Raw genomic sequence first — 14,976 nt, forward strand, 5'->3', positions numbered from 1 at the left:
ACCGCCGCCGCGAACGGAGCGATCTTCGCCTCCGCCAGCGCACGCACCGACTCCCGGAGCATCTCGTGCTCCTCGGAGGTCCGGTACAGGTCGAAGTCCTTGCCCATGGTCTTGAGCTCCCTGGAAATGCTGGGGCGCCTGGCTTGTGGCACCCGGAAACGCCTACGGCACCGCGTATGGCACTGAGTACCCTCAGCAAAACACACTCAGTGCCATGACGCCAGAGCGCCCCGACGGCGGAGTGCCGTCGGGGCGCTTTCCAGACCATCTGGTCTGTTTCCGGAGGCGCTGCGGTTACGCGGAGGTGTCCGTCAGGTCCTTGTCCTGGTGACGCCGGCCCGCGTCGTACTCGGCGGCCAGCGCCCGCGCCCGCTCGGCGCTCATGTCCAGCTCCAGGAGGATCGCAGGTGTGCAGATCGACGGGATCACATGCCGCATGAGCACGGACGTACGATGGGCGAGATCGTTGCGATTGCACAGAACGGCGGACATGGTCTGGATCCCGGTGAAGGCCCCGGAGAACAGCTCGGCCGTGTCGGTCACGTTCACGTGGTGGAGCAGCTCGCCGCGCGCCCGGGCCACCGTGAGGATCTCGGAGACCTGGTCGACCCACGCCTGGAACGGCACGGCCCGGTTGACGCTCACCGCGCCGCTGTCGAGGGCGAGGGCCACGCTCGCCTGGACCAGCGGATCGTGCTGGAGACGGTGGGAGAGGAGGAAGCCCTGGTCGATGAGTTCCTGGAGCTTGACCGGCTGCGGAGTGAGCGGTTCGTCGAGCAGCTGGGCGTCGAGCACGCCCGTCGCGACCTCTTCCTTGGACGCAAAGTGGAAATACAGCGCGCCCTTCGTCACTCCGGCACGCGCGAGGATCTCCCCGACGGTCGCCCGCTCGTAGCCGCGCTCCGCGAAGACGCTGGCGGCGGCCTCGAGGATCGCCCGTCGTGTTCGGATAGCACGCGCTTGTTGCGCCACAGGGCCCTCCCGCTGTCTCACTGTGTGCTTTCGCCGTGTGACGTGAAGCATTGAAAAAGAAACCAGAACGTACGTACCCTACGCCGGGCCGGGCAGGAGGCCCGGGGGGAAGGCACGCAAGGGGAGACATGGACCGGCACGATCGGCAGGGGAAGACGACCGTTCCCGGAGAGTTCGTCCACCGGTCCGACCCGGCGGACATCATCCCCACCGGTTGGACGCGGTTCCGGGAGAACCGCTTCTCCGTCTCCGCCACGTGGCCCCGCTCGCATCCCTACTTCTCCCCGGTCGACGGCGACCGGCACGACCCGATTCTGATCGCCGAGACCATACGCCAGGCCACCATGCTGGTCGCGCACGCCGAGCTCGGGGTGCCGGTCGACTCGCAGTTCGTCCTCCGGGACCTGTCCTACGACGCCGAGCCCGAGGCGCTCGCGGTGGACGCCACCGCCGCCGACACCGACGTCACCGTGGACGTGATCCTCTCCGACGTCCGCGGCCACGGCCGGGGGCTGCGGGGGCTGCGCACCACCACCGTCCTCACCCGGGGCGGAAGGCTCCTCGCGACCGGCAGCGGCCTGACGAGCTGCACGTCCGCCGCCGCGTACCGCAGGATCCGGGGCCCGCAACTCGCCCTCCTCGGCCGGCCGGTGCCGCTGATCCCGGGCCTTCCGCCGGAGACGGTGGGCCGGGAGCGGGCCGAGGACGTGGTCCTCGGCCGGGGCACCCGCCCCGGACAGTGGCAGCTGCGGATCGACACCGGCCACCCCACCCTCTTCCGGCGCCCCAACGACCACGTGCCGGGCATGCTGCTCCTGGAGGCGGCCCGCCAGGCCGCCCACGCCCTGATGGGGGCGGAGGCCTTCTTCCCGTCGGCCATGAACGTGTCGTTCTTCCGCTACGCCGAACTCGAACCGCCCTGCTGGATCACGGCCGAGGCCGTGCCCGCCGCCGACCCGCGGACGCTCACGGTCCGGATCGACGGCCACCAGGACGGCCGGCCCGTCTTCGTCTGCACCCTCTCCTCACCGGCCGGCACCCCCGCCGTCGCCCGGCTCGACCACCGTCTCGCGGGCTGACCGGGCGCACCCCGCCGAGCCCCGCCCGCCCCACCGGAAGGCCCCATGGGAATCCGCCTCCTCGTCACCGGCGCCACCGGCTTCATCGGCGGCCGGGTCGCCGCCGCGGCCGCCGCGCACCCCGGCATCGACCACCTGCGCCTCCTCGTCCGCTCCACGGTCACGGCCCCCGCCGCACCCGCCGGCGGGCCCGTCGTCGAGACCGTCCGGGGCGACCTCCGGGACGCCGGGAGCCTGCGCCGGGCCTGCGACGGGATCGACGCGGTGATCCACTGCGCCTCCGTGATCGGCGGTGACGAGGAACTGCTGCGGGCCGCCAACGAGCACGGCGCCCGGGACCTCGCCGACGCCGCGGACCGGGCCGGCGCCGGACGGATCGTCGCCCTCAGCACCGCCTCCGTGCACGGCCGCGGCCCCTTCCGCGCCGCCGCCCCCGACAGCCTCCCGCTCGCCCCGGTGTCGGCGACCAGCCGGACCCGGGCCGCCGGGGAGCGGTACGTCCTGGACGCCGGCGGCACCGTGCTGCGCCCGCACCTCGTCTACGGCACGGGCGACCGGCAGGTCGTACCGGGGCTCCTGACGCTGCTCTCCGCGCTGCCCGGCCCGTTCGTCCCCACCGGCTCGCTCCACTCGACGGTCGAGGTGGAGAGCCTGGCGGGCGCCCTGCTGGGCGCGGCGCTCTCCCCGGCCACCCGGCCCGGCGCGTACTACCTCGCCCACCCCGACCCGGTCTCCGACGCCGAACTGCTCGCCGCCCTCGCGCCGCTGCTCCCGGAGCGGGTGCGGCCCGGCGGCGGCCCCGAGGTGGGGCTCGCCGAGGCCCGCGCGCTGCTCGCCGGGAACCCGCTCGCCGCCCACCACCTGGAGATGTTCGGCGTCGACCACTGGTTCGCCGACGAGCGCCCCTGGACCGACTTCGGACGCGGCCCGGGCCCCGGTTTCACCGCCGCCTTCCCCCGCCACCTGAGCTGGTACCGGGAACTTCTCGCCGCCCGCTCCGCACGGCCGTAGTCCGTCACCTCGGGGGGCGGGCCCGCGTCTAAGGTGGGGGCGATGACACGTTTCCGTGAGACCGTCCGGTCCCTGCTGCGCGAGCGGGTCCTCGACGCCGCCTACGCGCTCGTCGCGGCCGACGGCTGGGGCATGCTGCGCATGACCGCCATCGCGCGGACCGCGGGGATCAGCCGGCAGACGCTCTACAACGAGTTCGGGTCGAAGGAGGCGATCGGCGGGGCGCTGGTCCAGCGCGAGCTGGAACGGTTCCTCGCCGGGATCCAGCGGGAGCTGGACGCCCACCGCGGACACCTGGAGCGGGCCGCGCGGGCGGGGGTCGGGTACACGCTCCAGCAGGCCGTCGACAACCCCCTGATCAAGAGCGTGCTGCTGGCCGCCCGGGGCGGCGGCGACACCGACCTGCTCGCCTACCTGACCACGCGCACCGAGCCCGTCTTCGGGACGGCGATGACGCTGCTCGACGCGTACGCGACCGAGGCGTGGCCCGACGTGGACGAGGAGTCCCGGGGGCTCGCCGTCGAGACCATCGTCCGGCTCACCGTGAGCCACATCGTCCAGCCGGTGGCCGCCCCCGAGGAGTCGGCGCGGCGGATCGCCCGGATCACCGCCCGGGTCGCCTACCCCGGCGGCCCGCCCCCGGCCTGAGCCGGACCCCGGTCAGCCGCCGTCCAGCGGCACGGCGGCGGACAGGACCGTGCCCTCGCCGGGCGCCGACTCGACGGTGAGGGAACCGCCGAGCTGCCCGGCGCGGGTGCGGATGGCCGGCAGCCCGTGGCCGCGCACCCCGCCGTCCGCCCGGACCGCCGCCGGGTCGAAGCCCCGGCCGTCGTCGGCGACGTCGAGGACGACCCGGTCGTCGAGGTAGGTGAGGGTGAGCGCGGCGGTACGGGCGTCCGCGTGCTCCCGCACGTTCGCCAGCGCGCCCTGCGCGATCCGCAGCAGCGCCGACTGGACCCGGTCGGGCAGCCGCCGGGCCGGGACGCCCTCCACGTGGCAGCGGACGGTCAGCCCGTCGCGGGACTCCCGGCGGGCCAGGGCGCGCAGCGCCTCGTCCAGGCCGCCGCCCCCGGCGAGGTCGGCGGGGGCCAGGTCGTGGACGAAGCGGCGGGCCTCGGCGAGGTTGTGCTCGGCGATCGCCGTGGCGGCGCGCACGTGCCGGCGGGCGGTGCCCGGGTCGCTGTCCCAGGTGCGGTCGGCGGCCTGGAGGAGCATCTGCTGGCTGGACAGGCCCTGGGCGAGGGTGTCGTGGATCTCCATGGAGAGCCGCTGCCGCTCGGCGAGGGTCCCCTCGCGCCGCTCGGTGGCGGCGAGTTCGCGGCGGGTGCGGACGAGGTCCGCGATGAGCTCGCGCTGCCGCCGGGTCTGCCGGTCCATGCGGACGAAGACGGCGACGCAGATGGCGGAGATGGCGGGCGGGGCGAGCAGGATGTCGAACTCGAAGCGGCCGGCCAGCCGCAGCTGCGCGGTGACGGAGACGACCGTGAGCAGGGCGACGAGGCCGACCGCCGCCGGCGGGCGCAGATGGCGCAGCCCCAGGTAGAAGAGCGGGATCGAGCACCAGGCGAAGCTGGGGGCGAGGAAGACGAGCGCGATCCAGACCGCCGAGCAGACGCCGAGCCAGACGTTCCGCCGGACCCGGTCGCCGGCGACGGCGGGCTCCGCCGCGTACAGCACGGCGAGGAGGGCGGAGAGGCCGACCACCCAGGGGGCGATGCCCTCGCCGGTGTGCCGCATCAGGAAGCGGGTCAGCGAGGAGCCGAGGAGCAGGAAGAAGCCCAGGTGGAGCAGGAGCCGGAACCGGCGCGCGTCGCCGTCCGCGTCCTCCTCCTCCCGCTCGGCGCCCACCGTCCCCGTACCGTCCCACCGCGCCATGCCGTGCCGCACCTCTCCGCCCACTGATCGGATGAACGGGACAAACCTCTCATGTCGCGGATGCCGGGCGCGTCACCGGGCTCCCCCGGCGGTCCGCCTACAGCCAGCCGTTGCGCCGGAAGCCCCGGTGGATGGCGTAACAGGCCACGGCGATCACGCCGAGGACCACCGGGTAGCCGTAGGTCCAGCGGAGCTCCGGCATGTGCTCGAAGTTCATGCCGTACACCCCGCACACCATGGTCGGCACCGCGACGATCGCCGCCCAGGCGGTGATCTTCCGCATGTCCTCGTTCTGCGCGACCGTGACCTGCGCCAGGTGGGCCTGGAGCACCGAGTCGAGCAGGGTGTCGTACGAGGCGATCTGCTCGGTCACCCGGGAGAGGTGGTCGGTGACGTCCCGGAAGTACGCGCGGATCTCCGGGTCGACCAGCGGCATGGGCCGGGTGGCGAGCGCCGTCAGCGGGCGGGACAGCGGGGCGACGGCCCGGCGCAGTTCGAGCAGCTCCCGCTTGAGCTGGTAGATCCGCCCCGCGTCCCCCCGGTCCGCCTGGTCGGAGAAGACCGCGTTCTCGATCGCGTCGAGGTCGGTCTGCACCGCGTCCGCGACGGCGAGGTAGTCGTCCACGACGTGGTCGGCCACGGCGTGCAGCACCGCCGACGGCCCCTTGGCCAGCTGCTCCGGCAGTTCCTCCAGCGCCTCGCGCAGCGGGCCGAGCGAACCGTGTCCGCCGTGCCGGATGGTGATGACGAAGTCGGGCCCGACGAAGGCCATCAGCTCGCCGGTCTCCACCACCTCGCTGGTGGCGGTGAGCGTCTCGTGCTCGACGTACCGGACCGTCTTCAGGACGGCGAACAGCACCCCGTCGTACTCCTCGACCTTGGGGCGCTGATGGGCGTGGACGGCGTCCTCGACGGCCAGCGGGTGCAGCCCGAACAGCTCGGCGAGCACGGTGAGTTCCTTCTCCTCCGGCTCGTGCAGCCCGATCCACACGAAGCCGTCCCCGCCGCGGCGCACGTACCGCAGCGCGTCCTCGGCACCGGTGCCCCGCACCGACCGGCGCACCCCGTCGACGTACACCACGCAGTTGACGACCGCGCTGCCGAGCGGCGAGCGGGCCGGGTGGCTCAGGTCGACGGTCCGCCGGTAGGTCCGGCGGACGGCGGTGCGCAGGCGCTGGATCACGGACACGGTGGTACTCCTTCGGCGGGCCGGGGGCCAGTGTGCCACCGCCCCCGGGCGCACGGACCGGCGCGGACGGGGCCCGGTACGGCTCCCGTATGCCCTCCGTACGGCTCCGGTACGCCTCCGGCGGGGCCCGGGCCGGGGTTCCGGTACGCCTCCGGCGCGGGGCCGTGCGGGGCCCGCACGGCTCCGGCGCCGCTCCGGGAGGGGCCCGGCGGGGCTCCGGCCGGCTCGTCCCCGGGCCCCTCGGATCGCGCCAATCTCGCGGGGGCGGCCGGGCGGGGGAGCGGGCCGGAATTCCCCGTTTCCCGCGCGGCCCGGCCCGCCGGGACGGCGGCGCGGCCACCGGCGCGGGGCGGCCGTGGCCCGTTCCCGCGCGTCCGACGATGTCCGGACTTCCGGGTTGCCTCCGCGTCCGCCGGGCCGTAGTGCCGTTGGCGGCCCCGCCGTCCGTCCGCATCATCGGATCCGGCCCGCGCGGCCGCGCGGGCCGCCCGCCCGCGCCGTGACCGAACCGGTGGGGGGACACACGCACATGGAGAACCGCTTCCACACCGGCCGCCGGCTCGCCCGCCTCGTCGCCGACCGCACCGGCCGGCCCGAACTCGGCCACGACGCCGAGGTGGTGGCCCGCGTGCTGCCGTTCAAGGTGAGCGAGCACGTCGCGGACGCGCTCGTCGACTGGGAGCGCGCCCCCGACGACCCCCTCTACCGGCTGGTCGTGCCGCACCGCGACATGCTCGCCCCGGCCGACTTCGCCGCCGTCGAGGCGGCCCTGCCCGACCACGACCGGCTGCGCCGGGTCGTCACCGGCATCCGGGAACGGCTCGCCCCGGACCCCGGCGGCCGGCCCGCCCCGGGCCCGCCGGAGGCCGCGCCCGGCCTCCGGCAGCCGTCCCCCGACACCCTCCTCGTCCTCCCGCCGCAGGGCCAGACCTGCCACAGCTACTGCGGCTACTGCTTCCGCTGGCCGCAGTTCACCGGCGAACCCGGCCCCCGGCAGGCGGTCGAGGACCCCGGGACGATGTGGGCCCACCTCGACCGGCACCCGGGGATCACCGACGTCCTGCTCACCGGCGGCGACCCGCTCGTGATGCGCGCCGAGGCGCTCGCCCGCTACCTCGCCCCGCTCACCGGCCGCCACCGGTACGCCCACGTCCGCACGGTCCGGATCGGCACCAAGGCCGTCTCCTTCCAGCCGGACCGCTTCCTCACCGCGCCCGACGCCGACGACCTGCTCCGGCTCCTCGACGGGGTGGTCCGCTCCGGCCGCCACCTCGCCCTCCTGCTGCACGTCACCCACCCCCGCGAGCTGGAGCCCGCGCCGGCCCGGCGGGCGCTGCGCCGGCTGCACGCCACCGGGGCCGTGCTGCGCACCGAGGCGCCGGTCGTCCGGCACGTCAACGACGACCCCGCCGTCTGGGCCCGGATGTGGCGGGACCAGGTGGGGCTCGGGCTCGTGCCGTACTCCCTGCTCGTGGCGCGGGACACCGGCCCGCGCCGCTACTACGGGCTGCCGCTGGCGCGGACCCTGAGCGTGTGCGCGGAGGCGCGCCGGCGCGCCCCGGACCTGGCGGGGACGGCGCGCGGCCCGGTGATGGTCACGGAGCTCGGGGAGCTGGTCGTCGACGGGATCGCCCGGCTCCCCGACGGGCCCGCGTTCGCGCTGCGGGCGCTGCGCACCCGGGACCCGGCGCTGGCGGGCACCCTCGTCCACGCCCGCTTCGACCCGACGGCCCAGGGGTGGGGCGACCTCGTGCCGTACGCCGACCACGACCGGTGCCTGATCCCCTACCGCTCCCCGGCCCCCGTGCCGCCGCCGGGGGAGTGAGGTCCCGGCCGCGGCGCCCCGGTCCGGGCGAGGCGTCCCGCGGTCGCGCGCATCGCTCCCGGAATTCGGGGCAGCGGCCGGGAGAGAGGCGTCTCGCGGCCCCGGACGGCGGCCGCGGGCCCGGTACGACGCCCGGCGGAAGGAGCGATGGACGGTGAAACTGGACTTCCTGGAACCTGTCACGACCGGAAGGGGACCCTGGGCGAGCGTGTACGCCACGACCGGGCCGCCCGACGAGGCGGGCACGACCCGCCGGGAACTGTCCTGGCGCGAACTGTGCCGGTCCCTGGACGAACAGGGGGCGGACGCAGCCACGGTGGCGGCGGTGCGGGAGGCGCTGGAGGGCGCGGCGCCCGACGCCGAACCCCGCGCGCTCGCGCTCTTCGCGGCCGAGGGGCGGGTGGCGCTGGAGTGCCGGCTCGACCAGGCCCCGGCCCGCTCCGAGGCCACCTGGTCCGCCCTGCCGCACGTGGCGCCCCTGGTCGAACTGGGCGGTCAGGAACCGCCCTGCCTCGTCGCCCGCGTCGACCGGACCGGCGCCGACTTCGAGCTCCACGGCACCGGCCGGGCCGAGGACGCGGGCGGGGTCGAGGGCCGCGACTGGCCGCTGCACCGCCCGGCCGCGGGCGACTGGTCCGTCAAGCACTTCGAGGCGGCGGTCGAGAACACCTGGGAGGAGAACGCCCGGCTGATCGCCGACGAGATCGCCCGCACCTGCGAGGCGTCCGGCGCCGAGCTGGTCGTGCTGGCCGGCGGCGCCCGCGAGTGCCGTGCCGTGCGGGAGCGGCTCCCCGGGGAACTGCACGGGGTGACCTCGATCAGCGAGCACGGCGGCCGCGCGGAGGGGACCGACGACGCGCCGCTCATGGCCGACGTCCGGGCCGCCCGGATGGAGCACACGGCCCGCCGGACGGAGGCCGTCCTCGACCGCTTCCGGGCCGGGCGGAACGCCTCCGGCCGGCCCGACGCGGCCGTCGAGGGCGTGCCCGCCGTCACGGAGGCCGTGCAGGAGCACCGCGTCGACACGCTGCTGCTCACCGACGCCGGACCGGACCTGCACCGCGAGGTCTGGGTCGGGTCCGACCCCGCCCAGGTGGCCGCCCGGCGCTCCGACGCGCGGGCGCTCGGCGGGGAACCGGTCCGCCCGGCCCCCGCGGACGACGCCCTGCTGATCGGCACGGCGGCGGCCGGCGGCGAGGCGGTCCTGGTGCCCGGCGACGGCGCGGTGCCCGCCGGGGGCGTGGGCGCGCTGCTGCGGTGGCCCCGCGGCGAAGAGGAACGAGCGGCACAGCGCTGAGCGAGGAGGTGCGGAACCGTGCAGCGCGGCAGCAACCCGGTGGGCCCCCGCCGGGACGACGAGACGAAGCACGAACTGCAGGGCTACCTGAAGTCCGGACGGCCCACCCACACCGAGGACTTCCGCGACCCCGAACCGCCCGCCGACGACGACCCCGGGGCCTCGGCCCCGGCCGCGGACCCGGCCGTCGAGGTGGCCCGCCACCTCGACCGGGCGGCCTTCCCGGCGGACGCGCGGACCCTCGCCGCCGCGCTGGAGGCGGGACACGCCCCCGGCGCGCTGGTCGACGCGGTGCGGCGGCTGCCGGAGGACGGCCGGTACGCGTCCCCGGCCGAGGTGGCCCGCGCCCTCGACGACGGAGCAGGCACCGAGTGAAGGAGGTGGCGGTCATGCCCGATCCCCAGCAGCCCGAGGCCCGGCGCAGTGGCCGGGGCGGAGCGACCCCGCAGGAGAGCGGGGAGACCAAGGCCCGGGAGGCGCCGCGGGACGAGCGGAAGGCCCGGCCCCACGGGAGCGACAAGGGCCGCCGGGGCGGCGGCGAGGGAGGCGGCGTGCCTCCCTCGCAGCGCCCGGACCACCCGTGACCGCGAACCCGGCCGCGTGACCGTTCCCCCGGTCGCGTGACCGCGTCCCCGGCCGCGTACCGCCTCTCCGGCCGCGCGGCCGGGGACGGCTACGCGGCCGGGGCCGGTCCGAGGACGCGGTCGAGGTACGGGTTGGCGAGGACGCCGCCCGGGTCGAGCGCGTCGCGGAGGGCGACGAAGTCGTCGAACCGCTCGTAGCGGCCCCGGAGTTCGTCCGCCCCGAGGTCGTGCATCTTGCCCCAGTGCGGGCGTCCGCCGTACGAGCCGAGGATCTCCTGGCAGGCGTCGAAGTACCGCCGGTACGGCATCCGGTGGTACTGGTGGAAGGCGATGTAGCAGCTCTCCCGGCCCTGCGCGGTGGAGAGCCAGATGTCGTCGGCGGCGGTGAAGCGGACCTCCAGCGGGAAGGACACCGGCTCCCCGTGGGCGTCGATCCACCGCCGGATCTCCCGCAGCGCCTCGGCCGCCCGGTCCCGCGGGATCGCGAACTCGCCCTCGTGGAAGCGGACGTCGCGCACCGAGGCGAAGACCCGGTACGCGTGGTCGGTCCAGGTGCGGGACGACATGGCGCGCGCCGCGAAGCGGGTGATCGGCGGCACCAGGCGCGGCACGCGGGTGCCGAGCCGGTTCAGGGCCTCGAAGCCCGGCCCGCTGACGGCCTCGTCGATCCGCCGGGAGAGCGCGCCGACGGGGGAGAGGGGCGTGTCGCCGGGCAGCCGGCGGAACCGGCGGGTGAGCGCGGTCCCGCTGTGCGGGAACCAGAAGAACTCGAAGTGGTCGTTCTCATCGACGAGTTCGTCGATCCGCTCCAGCGTCTCGGCCACCGGCATGGACGCGTCGCGGGCGTGCAGGGCGTAGAGCGGGACGGTCTGGAGGGTGACCTTGGTGAGGACGCCGAGCGCCCCGAGGCCGACCCGGGCCGCGGCGAAGAGTTCGGGCCGCTCGGTCGCCGAACAGACCGTCACCGACCCGTCGGCGAGGACGAGTTCGAGCGCCCGCACCTGGGTGGCGATGCCGCCGAAGCGGACGCCGGAGCCGTGGGTGCCGGTGGAGATCGCGCCCGAGACCGTCTGCCGGTCGATGTCGCCCATGTTCTCCAGGGCGAGGCCGTGCGAGGCGAGCAGCGGGTTCAGCTTCCACAGCGGCATGCCCGCGCCGACGGTGACGAGCCCGGTCTCCGGGTCCACCGCGTCGACGGCGTCGAGCCGGTCGAGCCGGAGCTGGACGTCCGGGGCGACGGCGACGCCGCTGAAGGAGTGTCCGGAGCCGACCGCCTTGACCCGCAGCCCGTCCCGCACCGCGTCCTTCACGGCGGCGGCCACCTCCTCGGTGCGCGCCGGGCGCACCACCCGCCGGGGGCGGGCCTCCTCGTTCCCGGCCCAGTTGCGCCACACGCCGCCGTTCTCGCCGTTGCTCATGCCGGGCGTTCTCCCTTCGGGCCGGGCGGTCACCGCCGGCTCTCGCTGCCCGGAAGAGTGGACTTGGACGCCTGTCCAAGTCAAGGGTCCCGGAGGGTTGACTTGGACGGGCGTCCAAGAGACCGTGGCGGCGTCGCCACGGTTCCGAAGAGGTCCGCGCACGTCCCCGAAGAGGTCCACGAAAGGCCGCCCGCCATGGCAAGCGCCCGCCCCGACGCCGCAGCCGCCGCGCCCGCCCCGCGCCCCGCCGGCTTCGCCGACCTGGAGAAGGCGACCGCCGGCCTCCAGCCGCCCTTCGCCGTCGTCGACCTCGGCGCCCTGCGCGCCAACGCCGCCCAGATGGCCCGCCGGGCCGGCGGCAAGCCGATCCGCCTCGCCAGCAAGTCGCTCCGCTGCCGCGCCCTGATCGGCGAGGTCCTGGCCCTCCCCGGCTTCTCCGGGGTGCTCGCCTTCACCCTCCCCGAGGCCCTCTGGCTCGCCGCCCGCGACCCCGGCCTCGACGTCCTGGTCGGCTACCCCACCGCCGACACCGACGCGCTGCGCCGCCTCGCCGCCGACGAGTCCGCCGCCGCCCGCGTCACCGTCATGGCCGACTCCGCCGAACAGCTCGACCTGCTCACCGCGGCGATCGGCCCCTCCGGCCCGCCCGTCCGGGTCTGCCTCGACCTCGACGCCTCCCTCCGCCTGCTCGGCGGCCGCGTCCACCTCGGCATGCGCCGCTCGCCCGTCCACGCCCCCGGCGAGGCGGCCGCGCTGGCCCGCGCCGTCGTCGCCCGGCCCCGCCTGCGGCTGGTCGGCGTGATGGCGTACGAGGGGCAGATCGCCGGCGTCGGCGACGACCAGCCCGGCCAGGCCCGCCCGATGCGCACCGCCGTCCGCGCCGTCCAGCGGCTCTCCGCCCGCGAACTGCGCGCCCGCCGCGCCGCCGCCGTCCGCGCCGTCCGGGAGGTGGCCCCGCTGGAGTTCGTCAACGGCGGCGGCACCGGCAGCCTGGAGACCACCTCCGCCGAGCCCGCCGTCACCGAACTCGGCGCCGGCTCCGGGCTCTACGCCCCCGCCCTCTTCGACCACTACCGGGGCTTCCGCCCGCTGCCCGCCGCCTCCTTCGCGCTCGCCGTGGTCCGCCGCCCCGCCCCCGGCCACGTCACCGTCCTCGGCGGCGGCTGGACCGCCTCCGGCGCCCCCGGCCCGGACCGGCTCCCCGTCCCCGTCCACCCGGCGGGCCTGCGGATGCTCGCCGCCGAGGGCGCGGGCGAGGTGCAGACCCCGCTCGCCGGACCCGCCGCCGACACCCTCCGGATCGGCGACCGCGTCTGGTTCCGGCACGCCAAGGCGGGCGAGCTGTGCGAGCGCGTCGACACCCTCCACCTCGTCGAGCACGACCGGGTGGTGGACGCCGTCCCCACCTACCGCGGCGAGGGCATGGCCTTCCTGTAGGAGCCGCCGTCCGCCGGAGGCCGCCGCCCGTCCGCTGCGGTACGTTGACCGCGCCCGACGCCCGTCCCCGCCCCGAGGAGCCCGCCCATGCCCCGACTCTCCGCCGGTGAGCGCCGCGAGCAGCTGGCGGAGGCGGCGATCCGGGTCATGATCCGCGACGGGGTCGCCGAGACCACCACCCGGGCCGTGGTCACCGAGGCCGGGGTGCCGCTCGGCGCCTTCCACTACTGCTTCCGCTCCAAGGAGGAGCTGTTCCAGACCGTCATCGAGCGGATCATGGAGCGGAACCTCCCGCCGGCGGACCTCGTCCACCCCGGGGGCGCCACGCCCCACGAGGCGATCCGCGCCCTCCTCCGGGCCTACTGGGCGCAGGTCGTGGCCCGTCCGGACGAGCACCTGCTCACGTACGAGGTCACCCAGTACGCGCTGCGCCGGCCCGGCCTCGCCGACGTCGCCCGCCGCCAGTACCGGCACTACCTGGACGTGAACCGCGCCCACCTGGAGGCCATGGCCGAGGCGGCCGGCCTCGCCTGGACGGTGGACCTGCCGGTGCTCGCCCGGCACGGCCTCGGCGTCCTCGACGGCCTCACCCTCACCTGGCTGATCGACCGCGACGACGCCCAGGCCCTGGCCGCCCTGGACGAGTACGCCCGCTACCTCGCCTCGGTCGCCGTCCGCCGTCCCTGACCGCGGCGGCGGCGCGCGGACGCGGCGGGGTCAGCGGTCCTCGGTGACGGTCCGCGTCTCCTTGACGGTGTACGTGGCCGCCGGCTCCCGGGGCCCGTCGCCCGCCTTCATCTCCCGCGCCTCGGCCTTGAGGACGCGGGCCGCCTTGCCGGCGTTGCGGGCCAGCTCCGGCAGCTTCCTCGCGCCGACCACCAGGACGACGACGACCAGCAGGATCGCGATCTCGCTCAGACCGAACACGGGGACACTCCTGGCGGGGGACGGGACGGTGGTCGACCCGCGTCAATCTACAGGGACGTAGAAGAACCGGGTAGGGTCGCCCCCCGAACGATGACCGGCTCCCGGGTGGTCCGGACGAGCGGCCGGGGAAGAGCAGGGGGACGACGGATGAAGAAGCGGGACGCCGAGGGCGCGGAGCCCGCGCGCCGGCGCGGCCAGGGCGAGCTGGAGGTCCAGGTCCTCGCGGCGGTGCGCGCGGCCGGCCGGCCGGTCACCGCGGGCTGGGTGCGGGAACGGCTCGGCGGCACCCTCGCCTACACCACCGTCATCACCATCCTCACCCGCCTCCACGCCAAGGGGGCGGTGGCCCGCGAGCGCGCCGGCCGGTCCTTCGAGTGGACCGCCGTCGCCGACGAGGCCGGGCTCGCCGCGCTCCGCATGCGCAGGGTGCTGGACGGCGAGGGCGACCGGGAGGCCGTCCTCGCCCGCTTCGTCACCACCCTCCCGGCCGCCGACGAGCGCCTCCTGAGGGAGCTCCTGGCCCGCGCCGAGGAGGACGGCGAGGAGGACGGCGGGGAGGACGGGGCCGGAGGGGCGGGGGAGGGCTGACGCCGTGGGGTTCTTCGTCTTCCTGCCGCTGGTCCTGCCGCTGACCGCGTGGCCCGTCGCGCGCCTGGCCGAGCACCACCTCCACCCGCGCACCGCCACCCGGCTGCTCACCGCCGTCGCCGCCGTGCTCGCCGTGTGCAGCACGCTCTGCCTCGCCCTCCTCATGGTCGTCGGCACCGCCCAGCTGCCCGGCAACCCGCTGCCGGACGCCTGGTCGGACCCGGAGGTGCGGGCCGCCCTGCCGTACGACGAGGTCGCCGGCCGGGCGGCGATCCCCGCGCTGCTCGCGCTGGTCGCGGTCTGCGGCCGGACGCTGCTGCGCCACCGGCGGGTCCGCCGGCGGGCCGCCCGCGCCCTCGCCGGACTGCCCGACACCCCGGTCGCGGTCCTGCCGGACCCGGTCCCCTACGCGTACGCCCTCCCGGCCGCGCGCGGCTCCCGGGGGCGGGTCGTGGTCAGCCGCGGCATGCTCGCCCGGCTCGGGTCCGCCGAGCGGCGGGCCCTCTTCGCCCACGAGCGGGCCCATCTGACGGGCCGCCACGACCGGCTGCTGCTCGTCGCGCGGCTGGCCGCGGCGGCCCATCCCCTGCTGCGCCCGCTGCGGACGGCCGTCACGTACTCGGCCGAGCGCTGGGCGGACGAGGAGGCGGCGCTGCGGGTCGGGAGCCGGCGCGCGGTCGCGCGGGCCATCGGCCGGGCGGCCCTCGCCTCCGGCGGGGGGGGGGGGGGGCGGGGGCCGGGGGGGGGGGGGGCGCCGGGGGGGGGGGGCGCCCG

At 76.3% G+C, this 14,976-nt stretch carries 17 protein-coding genes; 11 read left to right on the forward strand and 6 right to left on the reverse strand.

Features of this window, described 5'->3' with window-relative positions:
• A partial coding sequence (locus tag AB0E83_RS32765) for an acyl-CoA dehydrogenase family protein (protein WP_242483871.1) occupies nucleotides 1–107 on the reverse strand: 107 nt, incomplete at its 3' end.
• A gap of 187 nt (nucleotides 108–294) precedes the next feature.
• Nucleotides 295–972, reverse strand: a complete 678-nt coding sequence (locus AB0E83_RS32770) for a ScbR family autoregulator-binding transcription factor (RefSeq protein WP_362120003.1) — start codon at nucleotides 970–972, stop codon at nucleotides 295–297.
• Nucleotides 973–1,100: 128 nt separating this feature from the next.
• Between AB0E83_RS32770 and AB0E83_RS32775 the strand changes: the two genes are divergently transcribed.
• The 3 genes from AB0E83_RS32775 to AB0E83_RS32785 are packed head-to-tail and all read left to right on the forward strand — an operon-like array spanning nucleotide 1,101 to nucleotide 3,710.
• Nucleotides 1,101–2,051, forward strand: a complete 951-nt coding sequence (locus tag AB0E83_RS32775; RefSeq protein ID WP_362120005.1) for a ScbA/BarX family gamma-butyrolactone biosynthesis protein — start codon at nucleotides 1,101–1,103, stop codon at nucleotides 2,049–2,051.
• Between the two features lie 45 nt (nucleotides 2,052–2,096).
• A complete protein-coding gene (locus AB0E83_RS32780; RefSeq protein WP_362120007.1) occupies nucleotides 2,097–3,062 on the forward strand; it encodes an NAD-dependent epimerase/dehydratase family protein in 966 nt (321 codons plus the stop codon).
• A 42-nt stretch (nucleotides 3,063–3,104) separates the two neighbouring features.
• Nucleotides 3,105–3,710, forward strand: coding sequence for a TetR family transcriptional regulator (locus tag AB0E83_RS32785; protein WP_362120009.1), 606 nt, complete (start codon nucleotides 3,105–3,107; stop codon nucleotides 3,708–3,710).
• 12 nt (nucleotides 3,711–3,722) lie between these two features.
• Here the strand turns inward: AB0E83_RS32785 and AB0E83_RS32790 are convergent, their stop codons facing one another.
• On the reverse strand, nucleotides 3,723–4,937 hold the full coding sequence (locus AB0E83_RS32790; protein ID WP_362120011.1) for a sensor histidine kinase: 1,215 nt from the start codon (nucleotides 4,935–4,937) through the stop codon (nucleotides 3,723–3,725).
• Between the two features lie 97 nt (nucleotides 4,938–5,034).
• Entirely contained in the window at nucleotides 5,035–6,126 is a 1,092-nt protein-coding gene (gene corA, locus AB0E83_RS32795) for a magnesium/cobalt transporter CorA (RefSeq protein WP_362120013.1), read from the reverse strand.
• Nucleotides 6,127–6,655: 529 nt separating this feature from the next.
• Here corA and AB0E83_RS32800 point away from each other — a divergent pair.
• The 4 genes from AB0E83_RS32800 (at nucleotide 6,656) to AB0E83_RS32815 (ending at nucleotide 9,832) form a co-directional block, all read left to right on the forward strand.
• Nucleotides 6,656–7,951 (forward strand): lysine 2,3-aminomutase, encoded by a 1,296-nt coding sequence (locus tag AB0E83_RS32800; RefSeq protein ID WP_362120015.1) that lies wholly within the window; start codon nucleotides 6,656–6,658, stop codon nucleotides 7,949–7,951.
• Nucleotides 7,952–8,159: 208 nt separating this feature from the next.
• Nucleotides 8,160–9,248 carry a Vms1/Ankzf1 family peptidyl-tRNA hydrolase gene (locus AB0E83_RS32805; protein ID WP_362120017.1) on the forward strand — a complete coding sequence of 363 codons (1,089 nt, stop codon included), beginning with the start codon at nucleotides 8,160–8,162 and terminating at the stop codon, nucleotides 9,246–9,248.
• Nucleotides 9,249–9,266: 18 nt separating this feature from the next.
• Nucleotides 9,267–9,623, forward strand: a complete 357-nt coding sequence (locus tag AB0E83_RS32810) for a DUF2795 domain-containing protein (protein WP_362120019.1) — start codon at nucleotides 9,267–9,269, stop codon at nucleotides 9,621–9,623.
• 14 nt (nucleotides 9,624–9,637) lie between these two features.
• A complete protein-coding gene (locus AB0E83_RS32815) occupies nucleotides 9,638–9,832 on the forward strand; it encodes a hypothetical protein (protein ID WP_362120021.1) in 195 nt (64 codons plus the stop codon).
• A gap of 89 nt (nucleotides 9,833–9,921) precedes the next feature.
• On the opposite strand, the gene AB0E83_RS32820 is transcribed toward AB0E83_RS32815, so the two are convergent.
• Nucleotides 9,922–11,250: a D-arabinono-1,4-lactone oxidase gene (locus tag AB0E83_RS32820; protein ID WP_362120023.1), complete on the reverse strand. Its 1,329-nt coding sequence runs from the start codon at nucleotides 11,248–11,250 to the stop codon at nucleotides 9,922–9,924.
• 195 nt (nucleotides 11,251–11,445) lie between these two features.
• Between AB0E83_RS32820 and AB0E83_RS32825 the strand changes: the two genes are divergently transcribed.
• A complete protein-coding gene (locus AB0E83_RS32825) occupies nucleotides 11,446–12,687 on the forward strand; it encodes an amino acid deaminase/aldolase (protein ID WP_362120024.1) in 1,242 nt (413 codons plus the stop codon).
• 87 nt (nucleotides 12,688–12,774) lie between these two features.
• Nucleotides 12,775–13,374 (forward strand): TetR/AcrR family transcriptional regulator, encoded by a 600-nt coding sequence (locus AB0E83_RS32830; RefSeq protein WP_362120026.1) that lies wholly within the window; start codon nucleotides 12,775–12,777, stop codon nucleotides 13,372–13,374.
• A gap of 30 nt (nucleotides 13,375–13,404) precedes the next feature.
• Here the strand turns inward: AB0E83_RS32830 and AB0E83_RS32835 are convergent, their stop codons facing one another.
• Complete coding sequence (locus AB0E83_RS32835; RefSeq protein ID WP_362120028.1) at nucleotides 13,405–13,614, reverse strand: twin-arginine translocase TatA/TatE family subunit; 210 nt, start codon at nucleotides 13,612–13,614, stop codon at nucleotides 13,405–13,407.
• A gap of 147 nt (nucleotides 13,615–13,761) precedes the next feature.
• Between AB0E83_RS32835 and AB0E83_RS32840 the strand changes: the two genes are divergently transcribed.
• Together AB0E83_RS32840 and AB0E83_RS32845 are read left to right on the forward strand one after the other, a co-directional pair.
• A complete protein-coding gene (locus AB0E83_RS32840) occupies nucleotides 13,762–14,202 on the forward strand; it encodes a BlaI/MecI/CopY family transcriptional regulator (protein WP_362120030.1) in 441 nt (146 codons plus the stop codon).
• Between the two features lie 4 nt (nucleotides 14,203–14,206).
• On the forward strand, nucleotides 14,207–14,976 hold a 770-nt coding region (locus AB0E83_RS32845; RefSeq protein ID WP_362120032.1), incomplete at its 3' end, for a M48 family metalloprotease.

The sequence above is a fragment of the Streptomyces sp. NPDC035033 genome, assembly GCF_040636735.1.
GTDB lineage: Bacteria > Actinomycetota > Actinomycetes > Streptomycetales > Streptomycetaceae > Streptomyces.

Excerpts from the sequence above, each read along its gene's own strand:
- AB0E83_RS32820 (WP_362120023.1), bottom strand. The coding sequence starts at position 11,250 with ATGAGCAACGGCGAGAACGGCGGCGTGTGGCGCAACTGGGCCGGGAAC.
- AB0E83_RS32815 (WP_362120021.1), top strand. The coding sequence starts at position 9,638 with ATGCCCGATCCCCAGCAGCCCGAGGCCCGGCGCAGTGGCCGGGGCGGA.
- AB0E83_RS32825 (WP_362120024.1), top strand. The coding sequence starts at position 11,446 with ATGGCAAGCGCCCGCCCCGACGCCGCAGCCGCCGCGCCCGCCCCGCGC.
- AB0E83_RS32775 (WP_362120005.1), top strand. The coding sequence starts at position 1,101 with ATGGACCGGCACGATCGGCAGGGGAAGACGACCGTTCCCGGAGAGTTC.
- AB0E83_RS32785 (WP_362120009.1), top strand. The coding sequence starts at position 3,105 with ATGACACGTTTCCGTGAGACCGTCCGGTCCCTGCTGCGCGAGCGGGTC.
- AB0E83_RS32780 (WP_362120007.1), top strand. The coding sequence starts at position 2,097 with ATGGGAATCCGCCTCCTCGTCACCGGCGCCACCGGCTTCATCGGCGGC.
- AB0E83_RS32830 (WP_362120026.1), top strand. The coding sequence starts at position 12,775 with ATGCCCCGACTCTCCGCCGGTGAGCGCCGCGAGCAGCTGGCGGAGGCG.
- AB0E83_RS32790 (WP_362120011.1), bottom strand. The coding sequence starts at position 4,937 with ATGGCGCGGTGGGACGGTACGGGGACGGTGGGCGCCGAGCGGGAGGAG.
- AB0E83_RS32840 (WP_362120030.1), top strand. The coding sequence starts at position 13,762 with ATGAAGAAGCGGGACGCCGAGGGCGCGGAGCCCGCGCGCCGGCGCGGC.
- AB0E83_RS32800 (WP_362120015.1), top strand. The coding sequence starts at position 6,656 with ATGGAGAACCGCTTCCACACCGGCCGCCGGCTCGCCCGCCTCGTCGCC.